The organism is Burkholderia cepacia ATCC 25416 (assembly GCF_001411495.1).
In the GTDB taxonomy this organism is placed as follows: Bacteria; Pseudomonadota; Gammaproteobacteria; order Burkholderiales; family Burkholderiaceae; genus Burkholderia; species Burkholderia cepacia.
Map to the genome: position 1 here is coordinate 1,171,286 of NZ_CP012982.1, position 18,514 is coordinate 1,189,799.

15 protein-coding genes are annotated in these 18,514 nt (G+C 66.5%); 5 read left to right on the plus strand and 10 right to left on the minus strand.

The features are described 5' to 3' along the window. The first annotated feature begins 20 nt into the window (after nucleotides 1-20). Nucleotides 21-1,991, plus strand: a complete 1,971-nt coding sequence (locus tag APZ15_RS22620) for an FkbM family methyltransferase (protein WP_027790585.1) — start codon at nucleotides 21-23, stop codon at nucleotides 1,989-1,991. A gap of 92 nt (nucleotides 1,992-2,083) precedes the next feature. On the opposite strand, the gene APZ15_RS22625 is transcribed toward APZ15_RS22620, so the two are convergent. The 3 genes from APZ15_RS22625 to APZ15_RS22635 all read right to left on the minus strand — a co-directional run bounded on the left by APZ15_RS22625 (nucleotide 2,084) and on the right by APZ15_RS22635 (nucleotide 5,325). Continuing rightward, a complete protein-coding gene (locus APZ15_RS22625) occupies nucleotides 2,084-2,506 on the minus strand; it encodes a hypothetical protein (RefSeq protein WP_080982041.1) in 423 nt (140 codons plus the stop codon). An 87-nt stretch (nucleotides 2,507-2,593) separates the two neighbouring features. Beyond that, nucleotides 2,594-3,397, minus strand: coding sequence for an EAL domain-containing protein (locus tag APZ15_RS22630; RefSeq protein WP_027790583.1), 804 nt, complete (start codon nucleotides 3,395-3,397; stop codon nucleotides 2,594-2,596). Between the two features lie 785 nt (nucleotides 3,398-4,182). Then, nucleotides 4,183-5,325: a DUF2827 domain-containing protein gene (locus APZ15_RS22635; RefSeq protein ID WP_027790582.1), complete on the minus strand. Its 1,143-nt coding sequence runs from the start codon at nucleotides 5,323-5,325 to the stop codon at nucleotides 4,183-4,185. A 315-nt stretch (nucleotides 5,326-5,640) separates the two neighbouring features. Here APZ15_RS22635 and APZ15_RS22640 point away from each other — a divergent pair, with 315 nt between their 5' ends. Beyond that, nucleotides 5,641-6,339 carry a class I SAM-dependent methyltransferase gene (locus tag APZ15_RS22640; RefSeq protein ID WP_027790581.1) on the plus strand — a complete coding sequence of 233 codons (699 nt, stop codon included), beginning with the start codon at nucleotides 5,641-5,643 and terminating at the stop codon, nucleotides 6,337-6,339. 100 nt (nucleotides 6,340-6,439) lie between these two features. Here APZ15_RS22640 and APZ15_RS22645 read toward each other — a convergent pair whose 3' ends face one another. The 6 genes from APZ15_RS22645 to APZ15_RS22670 form a co-directional block, all read right to left on the minus strand. Beyond that, on the minus strand, nucleotides 6,440-8,554 hold the full coding sequence (locus tag APZ15_RS22645; protein ID WP_027790580.1) for a phosphocholine-specific phospholipase C: 2,115 nt from the start codon (nucleotides 8,552-8,554) through the stop codon (nucleotides 6,440-6,442). Between the two features lie 42 nt (nucleotides 8,555-8,596). Further along, nucleotides 8,597-8,800 carry a hypothetical protein gene (locus tag APZ15_RS22650; protein ID WP_021163021.1) on the minus strand — a complete coding sequence of 68 codons (204 nt, stop codon included), beginning with the start codon at nucleotides 8,798-8,800 and terminating at the stop codon, nucleotides 8,597-8,599. Nucleotides 8,801-9,120: 320 nt separating this feature from the next. Beyond that, a complete protein-coding gene (locus APZ15_RS22655; RefSeq protein ID WP_027790579.1) occupies nucleotides 9,121-11,118 on the minus strand; it encodes an acetyl-CoA carboxylase biotin carboxylase subunit in 1,998 nt (665 codons plus the stop codon). Nucleotides 11,119-11,154: 36 nt separating this feature from the next. Further along, entirely contained in the window at nucleotides 11,155-11,940 is a 786-nt protein-coding gene (locus tag APZ15_RS22660) for an enoyl-CoA hydratase/isomerase family protein (RefSeq protein ID WP_027790578.1), read from the minus strand. Between the two features lie 19 nt (nucleotides 11,941-11,959). Continuing rightward, on the minus strand, nucleotides 11,960-13,567 hold the full coding sequence (locus tag APZ15_RS22665) for a carboxyl transferase domain-containing protein (protein WP_027790577.1): 1,608 nt from the start codon (nucleotides 13,565-13,567) through the stop codon (nucleotides 11,960-11,962). 31 nt (nucleotides 13,568-13,598) lie between these two features. Then, nucleotides 13,599-14,780, minus strand: coding sequence for an isovaleryl-CoA dehydrogenase (locus APZ15_RS22670; protein ID WP_021163017.1), 1,182 nt, complete (start codon nucleotides 14,778-14,780; stop codon nucleotides 13,599-13,601). A gap of 170 nt (nucleotides 14,781-14,950) precedes the next feature. Here APZ15_RS22670 and APZ15_RS22675 point away from each other — a divergent pair, with 170 nt between their 5' ends. Continuing rightward, entirely contained in the window at nucleotides 14,951-15,697 is a 747-nt protein-coding gene (locus APZ15_RS22675; protein ID WP_027790576.1) for a TetR/AcrR family transcriptional regulator, read from the plus strand. Between the two features lie 53 nt (nucleotides 15,698-15,750). Here the strand turns inward: APZ15_RS22675 and APZ15_RS22680 are convergent, their stop codons facing one another. Next, on the minus strand, nucleotides 15,751-16,239 hold the full coding sequence (locus tag APZ15_RS22680; RefSeq protein WP_021163015.1) for a MarR family winged helix-turn-helix transcriptional regulator: 489 nt from the start codon (nucleotides 16,237-16,239) through the stop codon (nucleotides 15,751-15,753). 199 nt (nucleotides 16,240-16,438) lie between these two features. On the opposite strand from APZ15_RS22680, the gene APZ15_RS22685 reads away from it, so the two are divergent. Further along, nucleotides 16,439-17,518, plus strand: coding sequence for an aromatic ring-hydroxylating dioxygenase subunit alpha (locus APZ15_RS22685; RefSeq protein WP_027790575.1), 1,080 nt, complete (start codon nucleotides 16,439-16,441; stop codon nucleotides 17,516-17,518). Beyond that, nucleotides 17,515-18,480, plus strand: coding sequence for a PDR/VanB family oxidoreductase (locus APZ15_RS22690; protein WP_027790574.1), 966 nt, complete (start codon nucleotides 17,515-17,517; stop codon nucleotides 18,478-18,480). Before APZ15_RS22685 ends, APZ15_RS22690 begins: the two co-directional genes overlap by 4 nt. The last annotated feature ends 34 nt before the right edge of the window (nucleotides 18,481-18,514 follow it).

Sequence of the window (18,514 nt, forward strand, 5' to 3'; positions counted from 1 at the left end):
ATTCGCCCCTGCTACCGCCCATGAATCAGACCGTCCGCAATTTCGTCGTGATCGATTCGATTCACGGTCCGTTCGTCATCAACCGGCACTGCGCGTACCAGGCCGAAGCATTGATCAAGACCGGGCGGCCGCACATCCAGGATGAGCTCGACACGATCCTGAAGGTGATCGACCAGTTGCCGGACGATGCGATCGCCGTGGACGGCGGCGCGAATGCGGGGCTCGTGTGCGTGCCGATCGCCCACCGGTTGCATGCGCGCGGCGGCCGCGTGTACGCGTTCGAGCCGCAGCGCACGCTGTTCCACGCGCTCGGCGGCACGGTCGCGCTCAACCAGCTCGACAACGTCCATCTGCTGAACATGGGGCTCGCCGGCGCCAACGGCACGATGAAGGTGCCCGACGTCGACTATGGGCAGGATGCCGACTTCGGCCAGGTGTCGCTCGTCGGCGCGCACGCGGAAGGCGGCACGCCGACGCCGGTTGTCAGGCTCGACGCGCTCGGCCTGCCGCGGCTGGATTTCCTGAAGCTCGACATCGAAGGCATGGAGATCGACGCGCTGCGCGGCGCGCGTCGTCTGATCGAGACGCACCTGCCCTGGTGCTGGGTCGAATACTGGAAAGTCGGCGAGGCGCCGATCATCGCCACCTTTGCCGGCCTCGACTACACGTTCTACCGGATGGACCCGCTGAACCTGCTTTGCGTGCCGAACGCGCGCTGGGACAGGCAGCGGCTGGTCATCTCGATCGAACCGATCGCCGTCGCGTCGCCGGCCGACGTCGATGCGCCCCCCGACGCAGCCGCCGACACCGACGCGCCTGAAACGCACTGGAACCGCGCACTCGACCATGAGTCGCGCTGCGAGTGGGGGCACGCGATCGACCGCTGGCAACGCGCGCGCGGCCGCGGGCTCGACGACGACGCGATCGCGCTGCAACTCGCGTCGTGCTTCGGCTTTGCCGGGGCACCCGACGCCGGGCTCGCGGCGCTCGAACGCTTCGGCGATCCGGATGCGCTGCCCGACGCGACGCGCGGCCGCATCGAGCTGATGCGTTCGATGCTGCTGCTGCGCGCCGGCCGGCGCGACGAAGCGGCCCGCGCCACCATCGCGAGCGAAAACGTCCTGACGGCCGCGCAGTTCGGGCTGCCGACGGAGCGGCTCTACCAGGGCCAGCCGCTGCAGGGCAAGCGGCTGCTGGTGCTCAGCTACGGCGGTGTCGGCGATCAGCTCCAGTACGCACGCTACCTGCATGCGCTCGACACGCTCGGCTGCACGAGCGTGACCGTCGTCGTTCCGGACGCGCTGACGGGCCTGATGCGTCACACGTTCCCGCACATCGAATTCATCGGCGCGCACGGCGCGTGGATCGACACGTCGCAGATCGCACACGACTACTGGTGTTCGTTCCTGGTGCTCGCCGCGCAGTTCGGCTATGCGCCGGCACCCAAGGGAGGATCGGCAGGCGCGTACCTGTCCTGCCCACCGGGGCATGCGGCGGCGTGGCGCGAGCGCGTGTCGCGCGACGGCCATGCCGCGGGCACGCGTCGCATCGGGCTCAACTGGCGCGGGCGCGACGAAAGCGACGCGCGCTTCCATCGCGCGGCCAGCCTGCGCGACCTCGCGCCGCTGACGCGGCTGCACGGTCACGCCGCGTACTGCATCAACCGCGACCTGTCCGCGCAGTCCGAGCAATCGGACCTGCCGGTGACCTTCCCGCATCACGCGATCGGCGATTTCAGCGACCTGGCGGCGCTGATGCTCGCGCTCGACGCGGTGGTGACCACGTGCACCGCGCACGTCCATCTCGCCGGCGCGCTCGGCGTGCCGGCCGTGCTGCTGCTCAGCCCGAAAGCCGACGCGCGCTGGGAAACCGGCTCGCGCACCGCCCTCTATCCGGGCGTCCGGATCGTGCGCGCCGCGCACGTCGGCCGATGGGACGACGCGGTCGACCGCGCGATGGCGTTCGTGCTCGGCGGATTCGGGAAGGATTGATCGGTTTGGCGCGCGTCCGGGCCGTTACGCGACGATGAGATCGACGCGGGCCACGCGCATCGCGCCGCGCCCGCGACCGGCGTGAACAGGCGCTAGACCAGCACCCGGTCGCCGCTCTGCGCGGCGAACACACGGCCATGCCGCCGGCCCGTCCGCGCGAGCACCGCGAAGCAGTGCGCGACCCGCCGGCTGGTGCCGCCGGATTGCTTGACGAGGCTGTCGGACACGCCGCGCGCGATCGCCGAATCGTCGCCGCACGCGCCCGCGATGACACCCGCGTAATAGTGCCGTGCGGCCAGTTCGCGGCCGCCGGCGTCGAGCGGCGTCATCCGCTGGATGCGGCGCGCAATGGTTGTCAGTCCGTCGAGATACGGCGCGACGTCGATCGGCACTTCGGTCGATTCGGCGCCCAGTTGCCACAGCATGTCGGCCAGCTCGGCGATCGCGACGAGTTCGCGCGCACCGGCTGCCTGCGTGCCCGTTCCGCTTCCGGCCTTCGTCCCCGCCATGCCCATGCCCCTTTGCGATTCGTCCCGGCCACGCGCCGGCCACGCCCGACACCGGCGTGCGTCGTGCACGCCACCCCGCCTGTTTCCGCGCCGTCACGCGGCGGCCGGCGACCGCCATGAAAAACGGATGCCCTGCGCCCAGGCGACGCCGGCATCCACGATGATCTGCCGGTCGATCTCGCTCTCCACGCCTTCGACGACGACGTGCCGCGCACCTTCATGCGCGAACGCGATCAGCCTGCGGAACTGGTAGCGGCCGATCGCGTTGCGCTTGATCATCGACAGGATCGACCGGTCAAGCTTCACGATGTCGGGATTGCCGACCACCAGGTTGTTCAATGCGCTGAAGCCGACCCCGAAATCGTCGATCGCGATGCGGCATCCGGTCTGCCGAAAGCGGTTCACGAACGAACGACCCGCGACGGGATTCAGCGGCCCCGTCTCCGTGATCTCGACCACCAGCCGCGCCGCGACCGACGGCTCGCGCTCGAGCCGCCTGAAGATGGCCAGCCACGCATCGTCGACGACCGCGCTCGCCGCCGCCACATTGCAGCCATAGACGGCAGCCGGATCGGCGCGCAGCGCGTCGATCGTCCGGCCGACCACGAGCCGGTCGAACCACCGCATCAGCCCGAGCGCCTCGAGGCGCGGCAGGAACGCGACCGGCGGCAGCGCATCGCGCTCGCCCCACCGCAATCGCGCCAGGCATTCCTGGTACAGCACACCGCCCGACAGGTCGGCCCGGCACACGGGCTCTTGCGCGAACGCGAGCCGGCTCTCCACGAAACTGCGTACCGACGCGAGGTCGGGATGATCGTCGGGGGCGCCGAACACGAGATCGATTTCGTCACGATTCGCTTCCCGATTCGCCTCCTGGCGAGCTTCGACCGCATTCATCCGGCGCTCCGGCAAATGGCGAGCCGCCGATCGCGGCTCGACCTCAACAAACATGCGGAGCAAACCGATCATGACGTGCTCCGCCGCCTACCCGGCCCATCCTGTTATGTCGATCTTTTCCGGGGAGCGTACTTTTCGCTTCGGCGCGCCGTCAAATTCGATATTTTCAACGATATTCAGTTACTGGAATACACCACGCATGCGCGATACCGATTGTGCGACAGGTCACACTAACGCAAATTACTTAAACCCGATCCGGATATTGTTTATTCAAACCACCTAAACATCCTTGCCCGAATCAATTCCCGCGTAATTTGCATGCCTCGCAAATTCGAAAGCCTTCAATTAATCAGATAAATGCCAGCCCGCGAGGCAGCGCCCTCGCCCGTCGCCGAACTCGCCGTGAAGGCTGGTGGCCCGGCTTGCGCATCGCAACAAATCGGCTGCCGCACGTCATTCGATCATCGCAGCGCTCAATTTTCCCGTTTCAAACGAATTATTAAATTTCTACACAGAATAGAACAACCGTTAATCGATAATATCAATTTAAATCATATGATGATTATCGATCAAACCATTTTTAACAATCTTAAATACTTGTTAACCTATAAAATGATTTCCGACGGACTTCCCTCGGAGCCGTCAAATTCGTGCCTTCGAAAACCGTCGAACCGATCGGGTTCGGCGGTTTCTTTTTTAACGGCATTATTTCGTCAGACATTAGGGCGGGACAATCCCGATGGCGGGCCGCGGCGCAACATGTGCGCCGCGAGAAAAATCGGGCCTTATGCAGCCGATGCGCCGACCAGGTTCGCGAGCAGGGCGTCGTATTCGGCAATGAGCGCGGGATTCGCCGAGGTGTAGCGGCTCAGGATGTCGCGCTGGCGCCGCGTGTACGCCTCCCAGTCGTCATCGTGCGTATGCAGCGCGCGCAGCAGCGCATCGGCGCCCTGCTGCACGTCGTTGTCCGGATAGTAGTAGCCGAGATCGGGCGCGAGGCTCGCGTTGTGCACGAGCGGATAGCCCTGCCAGCACACGTCGAAATAGAAATAGTTGAGCGGGTTCGACCATTGGTGCGACACGACGATATCGGTCAGGTCGGCCAGGAACAGCGGCGTATCGAAGCGCCCGACGAAACTCGCCTTGCCCGCGCGCACAATGTCCAGGTAGTTCATCAGCATCACGAACTCTGGGCTGTCGTGCGCGAGGCGATCGGCGTTCGTCACGTGCGTGAAGCAGATCGCATCCGGATCGCGGCGATACGCTTCGTCGATGATCAGCATCGGATACACGCAGAACTTCACGACGTCGTGGTTCGGCTCCATCACCGTCAGCCGCTTGCCCGGTTCGCTGCGCGGCCGGTATTCGCCGTGCTCCGGCAGCGACTGCGCGCGCGCGCTCAGGAACATCGGGTCCCACACGAACGGCACGACGCGCCCGGGGCAGCGGCGCAGCGACTGCAGGAACGGCAGCGACGACGGCGCGATCTGCGGAATCGCCCACACCTCGTCGTAGCCGCGGTTGATGAACAGCGAATCCCACAGCCGGCGGCCGAACAGCATCGATTCCATCGCGTTGATGTACTCGACGCCGCAGCAGTAACTGACGAGCTTCGCGCCGCGCGCCTTCAGGTAGGCCGTCTGCTCGCCGTCGATCTGCCCGCCCAGCTCGATCACCACGTCGAGCGAATCCTTCATCTCGGCGAATGCGCGCGTGTCGTACACGCTGCGATCCCACGGCAATGCATCGGTGAGCGGTACGTCGGTGGTGTTGACCAGCGTCACGCGGTAGCCGTGCGGCGACGCCATCAGCAGCTTCGCGAGAAACAGCGCGTTCTGCTTGATGCCGTTGATCCACAGGCTTTCGTCAGGGGCACGCAGTCCGATCGTGATACCGATGCGCAGGCCGTTCAGGACAGGGGATGTCATCGTCGGCGGGATGGGAAGTTGGATGGGGATGGAATGGATGCAGTGTAGCGCGCGAAGCGCCGCCCGCGTCAAGCGGCGCACGCCGCCGGCAACCCGGCATTCTAGCGGAGTGCCCGCCGCATACTGTCAGGGATGGTCAGCGCCCGGCCGGCACGCGCAAGTCCGCGAGACGGTTGTGCGATACTCGTGCGACCCGCCGCGCCACCCGGGTTGCCGCGCGGTGTCGGCATCCAGGGTGGGCAGAAAACGACCTCGCAGCAACGCTGTGACATCGCTACGATCAATTTTTCAAACCAGCCTTGACGGGAGGTCAAAGTGGAACAGATCGGGTATTCGTGGCCAACTTTCGATCAACTCACGCAGCATCTGGTCAAGTCGATCAACCCGGGCAGGATTCTGGATGTCGGGGCCGGGGGCGGGAAATACGGGCGCCTGCTCAGGAAGATCGTGCCCGATTGCCGTTTCACGGCGCTTGAATGTGATGAAGAGACCCATCCGTTCCTGATCGAGAACGGCTACGACGACATCATTTCCGGCGTCAGCGACACGCTGTACGAACGATCCGGCGACTCGTACGACACGATCATCCTGGGCGATGTCATCGAGCACATGCGCCACTCCCACGGTCGCGATCTGCTGGAGTTTCTCAACTATCGATCGCGATACATCATCATCTCGACCCCCGAGTGCATGCCGATGAGCAGCGCATCGTACTTCGAGAGCCACAACTCCGTGTGGCGGCCCGATTCATTCATGTGGCATGACTTCTGGGCCCATCAGCAATGCGGGATCATGCACTTCTACTTGCTCAGGGGGCACCTCGACTGGAACGCACCGCGCCTCGATTCTCTCGTGAACTCCGCAAATGCTTCGAGCCTGTTCAATACGCGCGCCAGCAACGAACACGAGGCCGCCGACGAGAAATTTCTCCAGCCGGTCAACCTGACGCTCCATGATTCCCGGTACCTGGAAAAACTCGATGGCGATCAATACACGGTTTTTCGCCCCATCTGATTTCGCGCACCTGACTGAAAAAGGCGCCGCGCGGCGCCTTTTTCGTTTCTGACATGCGCTCGTCGCGTGCCGGCGCGGAGCCTGCACGCATGGATTGCCGTCAGATCGCCGCGGTCGTCGGCGCCACGGCGGCCGGGTCGGTGATGCTGGCCTTGCCGGTTTCGACGTGCCCCGCGATGCGGCGCGTCCAGCCGGCGTTCCCGGCCACCGCGAACTGCAGGTCGTACCAGTGGCTGCTGCACGACAGATCCCAGTTCGCTTCGACGCGCTGCCCCGCCGGAACCGTCAACGTGCGCGGTGCGCCGCCGTACGCGACATCGGTCGCCGTGACCGTGAGCGTGCCGGTGCCCGCGTTGGCGATCGTCACGTACACGTCGCCGTTGGCCGTGTCGTAACACGGCGTGATTTCAGGCTTCGCGCCGGCATCCGCGGCGGCCGATCCGGCGAAGCGCCGGAAATAGCCGTTCGGCCCCCACACGCTCACCAGGTAGTTGCCGCTCGCATCGAGCGCCCACGTGTCGGTCAGCTGCTTGCCCGCTTCGACCGTGTAGCGGCGCGGCATCGCGGTGGGGTCGCCCGTATAGACCCAGAAATGCGCGCCCTGCGTGCCGGTGTTCGCGAACGTCAGCGCGTAGCCTTGCGTCTGGAGCTGGCCGGTCACGTGCAATTCGTACGGCAGCGCTCGCGCCGGCCGCGTGCCGGGCTCCTGTGCCGTCACGACCTGCTGCGCGGTGCTGGCCGGTGCGGTCTGCGACGACGCGCGCGAACACTGCAGGTCCGCCTGCGCGACATACGCCTGCGTGCTCGGCAGGGTCGGCAGCGTCGCATCCGATTTCGAGAAGTCGAGCGCCGACGTCAGGTCGCCGCAGATCGCGCGGCGCCACGGCGAGATGTTCGTTTCCATCACGCCGAAGCGCTTCTCGATGAATTGCAGCACCGACGTGTGATCGAAGACCTGCGAGCACACGAAGCCGCCCTTCGACCACGGCGAGACCACGAACATCGGCACGCGCGGGCCGAGGCCGTACGGCAGGTTGTCGGCCGTGTACGTACCTGTCTGCGTCGAGGTCACGACGTTGTGCCGCTCGAGCGACACGTCCACGGTGCTCATGCCGGAGCCCGGCAGCGTCGGTGCCGACGGCGGCACGACGTGATCGAAGAAGCCGTCGTTCTCGTCGTACATGACGAGCAGGACGGTCTTGCTCCACACGTCCGGATTCGACGTCAGCGCATCGAGAATGGTCGACAGGTAATACGCGCCGTAGAGCGGCGTGAACTTCGGATGCTCCGAATACGCGGCGGGCGGCAGCAGCCACGATACCTGCGGCAGCGCGTTCGCCTGCACGTCGGCCTTCAGCTGCGTGATCGGGCGCGTGCTCATCCCGCGCGTCTGCAGCGACGAACCGGCCGGCGCATTCACGAAGTTGTTGAAGCACGCGAGCATGTTCGTGCCGTAGTTGCCGGTGAAGTTGTCGAACCCGGTGCCCTGCTGGTAGATCTGCCACGAGATGCCCGCTTTCTCGAGGCGCTCCGGATAAGTCGTCCAGCTGAAGGGCGGCAACTTGATCTTGTCGAACTGGTTGTCGATGTAGTCGGTGTTGTCGAGCAGCGGGCCGCCGCCCGTGCCGAGCGGGTCGACCATGCCCGTCATCAGGTACATGCGGTTCGGGTGCGTGTTGCCCGGAATCGAGCAGAAGTAGTTGTCGCACACGGTGAACGCATCCGCGAGCGCGTAGTGGAACGGGATGTCGTCGCGAACGTGGTAGCCCATCGTCATGTTGGACTTCTGCACCGCCCACTGGTCGGCGCGGCCGTTGTCGATCGCGCCGTGCGTCGTCGCCCACGTATGCGGCAGGCCGCCGATGCACTGCGCGTTGACGCCCGGGTCGGTCGTGTCGTAGCGGAACGGCGCGATCACGCTCGTCTTGTCCTCCTGCCGCGGCTGGAACCACACCGGCTTGCCGTTCGGCAGCGTGACCGGGAAGCGGTCGTTGTAGCCGCGCACGCCGCTCAGGTGACCGAGGTAGTGGTCGAACGAGCGGTTTTCCTGCATGAACACGACGATGTGCTGCACATCCTGGATCGTGCCCGTCACGGTATTCGGCTCGATCGCCAGCGCCTTGCGGATCGATTCGGGAAGCAGTGCGGTGGCGGCGGTCGCGCCGGCGAGGCCGGCGGAGAACTTCAGAAAATCGCGTCGCGAATGGGTGGCCATGCTGGTTGCTCTTGATTGGATTTCTGGTGGAAACAGCCGGGATCAGGAAGCGGGCGAGGAAGCAGGCGCGGTGAAACCGGGCGGGCAGTGCATCTGCGCGGTGGCGACCACGCCGCCGCCGCATGCGGCCTTCTGCTGCGCCACAGGTGCGGCGGGTGCGGTCAGGTCGTCGTTGCAGGCACCGAGGAGTGCGGTCAGCGCGATCAGGCCAACGACCGCGAAAGGCCGTAGGGCCGACTTTCGCATAACGTCTCTCCGTGGATGTGACGACTTGACACAGGCGCGGGTGCGCACCGGTCGTGTCGACGGCGAGATGCTAATTATCACGTGTTACACGATGGTGTCGTGCAAGGAGGCGCGCCGCGTGCACGCAAGGGGCGCACATGCCGCGGCGGAGGGGATAACGAGAGGTTGACGTAATGCAATCGAAAGATTCGCATTGCTTCGTTTTTTCCGAAGCGATCGAAGCGAATCTGTCGTGGTGTCGGTCGTGGAGCGCATCACGACGCCTGTCTTACGGGCCGGCAGCCGTGGCAGCCGGCCCGCATACGCGAAGCTGGCGCCGCTCAGCCTTCCGCCATCATCAGCAACTGCGCGCCATCCGAAACCTGGTCGCCGACGCCGTACAGCACTTCCGCGACGACACCCGCGCTCGGCGCGCCGATCGTGTGCTCCATCTTCATCGCTTCCATCACGATCAGCGGCGTGCCCGCTTCGACCTTCTGGCCCGGCTCGACCAGCACCGCGATCACCTTGCCGGGCATCGGCGCGGTCAGGCGGCCGCCGCCCTGCTCCGCATCACCCGCATGCGCGAGCAGGTTGCGCCATTCGAACGTCTCGGCCGCGCCTTGCGAGAACACGTGGAAGGTGTCGCCGTCCGCATACACGCGGCCGCTGCTGCGCACGCCGCCGAGCGTCACGTCGAAATCGAGCGGCGTGGCGCCACGCGTCCACGCGAACGGTTGCGCGGCCGCACCGCCGGTCGCGAGGCGCGCGACAGCGCCGTCGTCCTCGTACGTGACCGTCACGTCCGCTTCGCGCTCGGCCGCATGCCAGTCGAGCGTGCGGCGATAGCCGCCGTTCAGTCGCCAGTCCGGCAGCGCGCCCCACGGCGACGAACCCTGCGCGGCCGCGCCGCGTTCGCGCGCGAGCAGCGCCGCGCACGCGAGCGCGAGCATCGCGCGCGGCGGCTCTTGCGGCGCGAACAGCGCATCGTGATTGCGCTCGATCAGGCCCGTGTCGAGATCGGCCGTCGCGAACGGCTCGCACGCGACGATCCGCTGCAGGAACGCGGCATTCGTGTGCAGGCCGACCACTTCGCATGCACGCAGCGCGCGCAGCATCAGGCCCAGCGCTTCCGCACGGTCCGCGCCGTGGACGATCAGCTTCGCGATCATCGGATCGTAGAACGGCGTGATCGCATCGCCTTCGCGCACGCCGCTGTCGACGCGCACCGATGCGCCGATCGCGAACTCGACGCCTGCCGGCAGCCGCAGGTGCTTCAGCGTGCCCGTGGACGGCAGGAAGCCGCGCGCCGGGTTCTCCGCATAAAGGCGCGCCTCGAGCGCGTGACCCTGCACGCGCAGTTCGTCCTGCTGACGCGGCAGCGGCTCGCCGGATGCGACACGCAGTTGCCATTCGACGAGATCGAGCCCGGTGACCATCTCGGTGACCGGATGCTCGACCTGCAGGCGCGTGTTCATTTCCATGAAGTAGAACGCGTCGCCCGTCATGATGAATTCGACGGTACCCGCGCCGACATAACCGACCGCGCGCGCGGCCGCGACGGCCGCTTCGCCCATCGCACGGCGCACGTCGTCGTGCAGACCCGGCGCCGGCGCTTCCTCGAGCACCTTCTGGTGACGGCGCTGCACCGAGCAGTCGCGGTCGAACAGGTATACGGTATTGCCGTGCGTGTCGCCGAACACCTGCACCTCGACGTGACGCGGGCGCGTCAGGTATTTCTCGATCAGCACGCGGTCGTTGCCGAAGCTGCTCGCGGCTTCGCGCTGGCACGACGCGAGCGCCGCGGGGAAATCGTCGGAGCGCTCGACCACGCGCATCCCCTTGCCGCCGCCGCCCGCGCTCGCCTTCAGCAGCACCGGGTAGCCGATCGCGTCGGCTTCGCGATGCAGGTTGGCCGCGTCCTGGTCGTCGCCGTGATAGCCCGGCACGAGCGGCACGGCGGCCGCGTGCATCAGCGCCTTCGCGGCCGCCTTCGAGCCCATTGCCGCGATCGCGTCGACCGGCGGCCCGATGAAGACGATGCCGGCCGCTTCGCACGCATGCGCGAAATCTTCGTTCTCCGACAGGAATCCGTAGCCGGGATGGATCGCCTGCGCGCCGGTTGCACGCGCGGCTTCGATGATGCGCTCGATGCGCAAGTAGCTGTCCGCGGCGGCCGAGCCGCCGATGTGCACGGCTTCGTCGCACGCGGCCACGTGTTTCGCGTTCGCGTCCGCGTCGGAATAGACGGCGACGCTCGCGATCCCGAGACGTTTGCACGTCGCGGCGACGCGGCACGCGATTTCGCCGCGGTTGGCGATCAGAATCTTGTCGAACATGGCTTCGGTGTCGTCCGGAAAGTTAGGGGCACGCCGTCATTCACGCCACGAAGGCGTGCGTTTCTCGAGAAAGGACGCAATCCCTTCGCGCGCTTCCGCGCCGGCTCGGGTTCGCGCGATCCAGTCGGCGGTCTGCTCGATCAGCGTCGCGTCGAGCGCGCGGCCGGCCACGTCGGCGACGAGCCGCTTGCACGCGCGCACCGCGTCGGGCCCGTTCGCGACGAGCGTCGCGGCCAGCTTCGCAACGGTTTCGTCGAGCGCATCGGCCGGCACGGCTTCGTGAATGAAGCCGAGCGACGCCGCGCGCGCGCTGTCGAACACCTCGGCCGTCGTGAAGTAACGGCGCGCCGCGCGCTCGCCCATCGCGCGCACCACGTACGGCGCGATCGTCGCGGGGATCAGCCCGAGACGCGCTTCCGACAGGCAGAACTTCACGCCGTCGGCGGCAATCGCGATATCGGCCGCGGCCACCAGACCCACCCCGCCCGCGTAGGCATCGCCGTGCACGCGGGCGATCACCGGCTTGCCGCAGCGATGGATCGCCTCGAGCATGCGCGCGAGCTTGCGCGCATCGGCGCGGTTCTCGTCGTCCGAGTAACTGGCCATCTTCTTCATCCAGTTCAGGTCCGCTCCCGCGCAGAACGCGGCGCCTTCGGCGGCGAGCACGATCGCGCGCACGCCTTCATGCGCGTCGAGCCATTCGAACGCGGTGGTCAGCTCGGCGATCGTCGTCTCGTTGAACGCGTTGCGCACGTCGGGGCGCGCGAGCGTGACGGTCGCCACGCGGCCGGCTTCGCTTACCTTGATCGTTTCGTATCGCATCGGTCAGCCCTCCCGGCCGTTACATGCGGAACACGCCGAAGCGCGTGTCTTCGATCGGCGCGTTCATCGATGCGGCCAGGCCGAGCCCGAGCACGTCGCGCGTCTGCGCCGGGTCGATCACGCCGTCGTCCCACAGCCGCGCGCTCGCGTAATACGGATGGCCCTGGCGCTCGTACTGATCACGGATCGGCTGCTTGAACGCGTCCTCTTCCTCGGCGGACCACGAACCGCCCTTCGCCTCGATGCCGTCGCGGCGCACCGTCGCGAGCACCGAAGCGGCCTGCTCGCCGCCCATCACCGAGATCCGCGCGTTCGGCCACATCCACAGGAAGCGCGGGCCGAACGCGCGGCCGCACATCCCGTAGTTGCCGGCGCCGAACGAGCCGCCGATGATCACCGTGAACTTCGGCACCTTCGCGTTCGACACGGCGGTCACCATCTTCGCGCCGTGCCGCGCGATGCCTTCGTTCTCGTACTTGCGGCCGACCATGAAGCCCGTGATGTTCTGCAGGAACACGAGCGGAATCTTGCGCTGGCAGCACAGCTCGATGAAATGCGCGCCCTTCACGGCCGATTCGGAGAACAGGATGCCGTTGTTCGCGACGATCCCGACCGGGTGGCCCCAGATGTGCGCGAAACCGGTAACGAGCGTCGTGCCGTAGCGCGCCTTGAATTCGTCGAACTCCGAATCGTCGACGATGCGCGCGATCACCTCGCGCACGTCGAACGGCTTGCGCGTATCGACCGGGATCACGCCGTACAGGCTCTTCGCGTCGTAGCGCGGCGGCTTCGGCTCGCGCAGCGCGACCGGCGACGCGATCTTCGGCGCGAGATGATCGACGATGTTGCGCGCGATCGACAGCGCATGCGCGTCGTTCTGCGCGAGATGGTCGGCCACGCCCGACAGGCGCGTATGCACATCGCCGCCGCCGAGATCCTCGGCGCTCACTTCCTCGCCGGTCGCGGCCTTCACGAGCGGCGGGCCGCCCAGGAAAATCGTGCCCTGCTCCTTCACGATGATCGACTCGTCGCTCATCGCAGGCACGTACGCGCCGCCCGCCGTGCACGAGCCCATCACGACGGCGATCTGCGCGATTCCCGCGGCCGACATCGTCGCCTGGTTGAAGAAGATGCGGCCGAAGTGGTCGCGGTCGGGAAACACGTCGTCCTGGTTCGGCAGGTTCGCACCGCCCGAATCGACGAGGTACACGCACGGCAGCCGGTTTTCCGCGGCGATCTCCTGCGCGCGCACGTGCTTCTTCACGGTGACCGGGTAATAGGTGCCGCCCTTGACCGTCGCGTCGTTGCACACGATCACGCACTCGCGGCCGGCGATCCGGCCGATCCCGGTGATGACGCCCGCGCCCGGCGCGTCGTCGTTGTACATGCCGTTCGCCGCGAGCTGCGAGAACTCGAGGAACGGCGCACCCGGATCGAGCAGTTGCGCGATGCGGTCGCGCGGCAGCAGCTTGCCGCGCGCCAGGTGCTTGTCGCGCGCGGCCTGGCCGCCGCCCTGCGCGAGCTGTTCGATCTTCGCGCGCAGATCGGCGACGACCGCCTCGAGCGCGGCGGCATTCGCGCGGAAGTCTTCCGAGCGCGGGTTCAGTTTCGATTCGATGATCGGCATCGACGGGGCTCCGTTCGCGTGACGTGGGGCGTTACATCGTTTCCGCGAACAGCTCGCGGCCGATCAGCATCCGGCGGATCTCGCTCGTGCCGGCGCCGATCTCGTACAGCTTCGCATCGCGCCACAGGCGCCCGACCGGGTATTCGTTGATGTAGCCGTTGCCGCCGAGGATCTGGATCGCCTCGCCGGCCATCCACGTCGCCTTCTCGGCCGTATAGAGGATCACGCCCGCGCAGTCCTTGCGCACCTGGCGGATGTGGTCGCTGCCGGCCGAATCGAGGTGGCGGCCGACCGCGTACAGATATGCGCGGCACGCCTGGAACGTGGTGTACATGTCGGCGACCTTGCCCTGGATCAGCTGGAATTCGCCGATCGCCTGGCCGAACTGCTTGCGGTCGTGGATGTACGGCACCACCGCGTCGAGACACGCGGCCATGATGCCCGTCGGGCCGCCCGACAGCACGGCGCGCTCGTAGTCGAGGCCGCTCATCAGCACCTTCACGCCGCCGTTGAGCTGGCCGAGGATGTTTTCCTCCGGCACTTCGACGTCCTGGAACACCAGCTCGCCCGTGTGCGAGCCGCGCATGCCGAGCTTGTCGAGCTTCTGCGCGACCGAGAAGCCCTTCATCCCCTTCTCGACGATGAACGCGGTAATGCCGCGCGGGCCGGCTTCGAGGTCGGTCTTCGCGTAGACGACCAGCGTGTCGCAATCGGGCCCGTTGGTAATCCACATCTTCGTGCCGTTCAGCACGTAGCGATCGCCGCGCTTGTCGGCGCGCAGCTTCATGCTGACGACGTCCGAGCCGGCATTCGGCTCGCTCATCGCGAGCGCGCCGATGTGTTCGCCCGACACGAGCTTCGGCAGGTATTTCTGCTTTTGAGCCTCGGTGCCGTTGCGGTGGATCTGGTTCACGCACAGGTTCGAGTGCGCGCCGTACGACAGGCCGATCGACGCCGAGGCGCGCGAGATCTCCTCCATCGCAACCATGTGCGCGGTGTAGCCCATGTTCGCGCCGCCGTATTCCTCGGCCACCGTCATGCCCAGCACGCCGAGATCGCCGAACTTCTTCCACAGATCCATCGGAAACTGGTCGGTGCGGTCGACCTCCGCCGCGCGCGGCGTGATTTCCTTCGCCGCGAACGTCGCGACGGCGTCGCGCAGCATCTCGATGTCTTCACCGAGCATGAATTGCACACCGGGCAGGTTGATCATGTCTCCTCCGTCTCCAGAAAGTGTGTGGCATCCACTGATTTCTGAGTTTCGCTCAAATCGAATGAATGCACTGATTCATTGACCAATACAGCGTAAATTTTGCACAGTTTCGCGCCTCGTCGGGTTCGGCGTCAATAGTTTTTTGAGTGACACTCAGATATCATGCCGAGATGACAGCCGCTACCGCCGACACCATGACCGCCACCGTCAAAGCCGATCGCGCCGACACGTCGCGCGCGCCCGCCGGGCGCAAATCCCAGCAACGCGTGCAGGACATTCTGCGCGCCGGCCGGGAAGTGTTCGCCGAAAAGGGTTACGAGCATGCGACGGCCGCCGAGATCGCGCAGCGCGTGGGCGTATCGGAGGCGACGGTGTTCAGCTACTTCCGCGGCAAGCGCGAGCTGTGCGCGCGCGTCATCGCGGATTGGTACGACGAAAACATCGCCGCGTTCGAGCAGGGGATGCCGCGGGATGCGTCGGTGCGGCAGCAGTTCGCGTTCATCGTTCGCACCCACCTGCGGCTGATGCTGGTGAACGGCACGGGCCTGTGCGCACTGGTGCTGTCGGAGGGCCGCGCGAAGCAGCATGCGCTGAGCGACGAACTCACCGCGCTGCAGCGCCGCTACACCGCGCCGCTGATGGACGTGCTCGCGCGCGGCCAGGCAGCCGGGCAGGTACGTACCGACCTGCCGCTGAGCCTGCTGCGCTCGATGGTGTTCGGGCCGATCGAGCACGTGCTGTGGGATGCGATCCTCGGGCACCGCAAGCTCGACACGGAAACGACGGCCACGCAGCTCGTCGACATGCTGTGGGCCGCCGTGCAGCCGCCGGCGCCGGAACAGGCGGCGCTCGTGCGGTTCAGGAATGAAGTGGCGGAAGCCGTGCGCCGGCTGGAAGGGGAAGCGTCACGCCCGTGACGCAAGGGCGCGGCCCGGCGTACGTCGTATCGTGCGCCGCGCGTAACCGACCGCTACGAATCCTCGCCGACGCGCAGCGGCGCGCGGCTCTGCTCGTTGTTCAAATGAACGAACTTGCGCAACAGGCGTACGAGTTCCTGCGAATCTTCCTCGCCCATCCCGTCGAACAGGCCGGCACGCAGCTCCTGCACTGACGGAATCAGGCGCGTGAGCAGTTCGACGCCCGTCGGTGTCAGCAGCAGGCGCCGCTGACGCCGCGGCAGCACTTCGCGAACGATCAATCCTTTCGCTTCGAGCCGGACCGCGAGGTCCGCCGTGGTCGACGTGTCGAGCGCCACCCGCTGCGCCAGCGTCACCTGATCGAGCCCCGGACACTCGTAGAGCATCCGCAGGACGGCGTACTGCACCGGCGTCACGTCCCGGCCCAGCTTCTCGTAGAACATCGCGACGGCAATCTGGTGCGCGCGCCGGATCAGGTGCCCCGGCTCGTCGTACAGGTCGAGCGGGAAAGCCGGCGCGTCGGCGGGATTCGTTTTTTCCATGAATGAGTCGATGACATAGGTGGCGCGCGCCGGTTGCGCACGCCGACGGCATGGCGCTGCCTCGCGCCATTTCCCGGGAAAACCAGTATACCGCTCGCCTTGCCCCGGCCAATCTCAATGCGTACACTGAATCTCATTCAGTACACGGAATGAAGAACTGCCGCATATCAGCGGCACCGCCCCGAAGGAGACGACGAACGTGTTTCTCAAGAACGCTTGGTATGTGGCATGCACGCCCGATGAAATCGACGGCAAGCCGCTGGGCCGCAAGATCTGCAACGAGTCGATGGTGTTTTACCGCGCGGCGGACGGCCGGGTCGCCGCGCTCGAGGACTTCTGCCCGCACCGCGGCGCGCCGCTGTCGTTGGGATTCGTGCGCGACGGCGTGCTCGTGTGCGGTTATCACGGGCTGGAAATGGGCTGCGACGGCAAGGCGTCCGGCATGCCGGGCCAGCGCGTCGGCGGCTTCCCGCCGATTCGCAGCTTCCCGGTGATCGAGCGGTACGGATTCGTCTGGGTCTGGCCGGGCAATGCGTCGGAAGCCGATCCCGCCAAACTGCCCGCGCTGGCCTGGGCCGAAGACCCGGCCTGGGCGCACGGTGGCGGCCTCTATCACATCCGTTGCGATTACCGGCTGATGATCGACAACCTGATGGACCTCACGCACGAAACCTACGTGCATGCGTCGAGCATCGGCCAGAAGGAAATCGACGAAGCGCCGCCGAAGACGGTCAGCCGCGGCGACGAAGTCGTCACGAGCCGCTTCATGGAGAACGTGATGCCGCCGCCGTTCTGGCGAATGGCGCTGCGCGGCAACGGGCTCGCCGACGACGTGCCGGTCGACCGCTGGCAGATCTGCCGCTTCACGCCGCCGAGCCACGTGATGATCGAAGTGGGCGTCGCCCATGCGGGCCACGGCGGCTACGACGCGCCGGCCGAGTTGAAGGCGTCGTCGATCGTGGTCGACTTCATCACGCCCGAGACGGACACCTCGATCTGGTATTTCTGGGGCATGGCGCGCAACTTCCGGCCCGACGATCACGCGCTGACCGCCGAAATCCGCGAAGGCCAGGGCAAGATCTTCGCCGAGGATCTCGAGATGCTCGAACGCCAGCAGCTCAACCTCGAGCAGTGGCCGGACCGCAAGCTGCTCAAACTCAACATCGACGCCGGCGGCGTGCTGTCGCGCAAGGTGATCGAACGGCTGCTCGCCGAAGAAAACGCGGCGAGCCCGCAGCGGCCCGTGATTCCGGTCGCGCAAATCAAGGAGGCGTCATGAGCGCCGCGACATTGACGGTCCGGGTGGCCCGCAAGTGGCAGGAAGCGCGCGACATCTGCGGTTTCGAATTCGTCAGCGACGACGGTTCGCCGTTGCCGGGCTTTGAAGCCGGCGCCCATATCGACGTGCATTTGCCGGGCGGGCTCGTGCGCCAGTACTCGCTATGCAATCACCCGGAACACGCCGATCGTTATCAGATCGCCGTGCTGCGCGATGCCGATGGCCGCGGCGGGTCGCGCGCGATCCACGACGAAGTCCGGCAGGGCGATACCCTGCGGATCGGCATGCCGCGCAACCAGTTTCAGCTCGCCCCCGACGCCCCGCACCACCTACTGCTCGCGGGCGGGATCGGCGTCACGCCGATCCTCAGCATGGCGGAACGGCTGTTCTCGTCCGGCATGCCGTTCGACATGCACTACTGCGCACGCTCGACCGATCGCATGGCCTTCGTCGAGCGGATCAACGCGGCCGGATTTCACGATCGCGCCCGCCTCCACGTCGACGACGGCGATCCCGGGCAACGCTTCGACCTCGCCGCCGTGCTCGCCGCCGCGCCCGCAGGCACGCACCTGTACGTATGCGGCCCGCGCGGCTTCATGGACGCAGTGCTGAACGCCGCGCGCGAGCGCAACTGGGCCGAAGCGCGGCTGCACTACGAGTTCTTCGGCGGCGCGGTTGCGTCGTCCGGCGCGGACCGTGCGTTCCAGGTTCGGATCGCGAGCAGCGGCATGGTGATCGACGTGCCGGCCGAATGCACGGTCATCGCGGCGCTGGCGGCGAACGGCGTCGACGTGCTGACGTCGTGCGAGCAAGGCGTATGCGGCACCTGCGCGACGCGTGTGCTCGAAGGCGAGCCCGATCATCGCGACTCGTATCTGACTGAAGCGGAACAGGCAGCCGGCGACCAGTTCATGCCGTGCTGCTCGCGATCGCGAAGCGACCTGCTGGTCCTCGATCTGTAGGTCTGCAAATCGGTAGACGGACCGCCCGACTCGC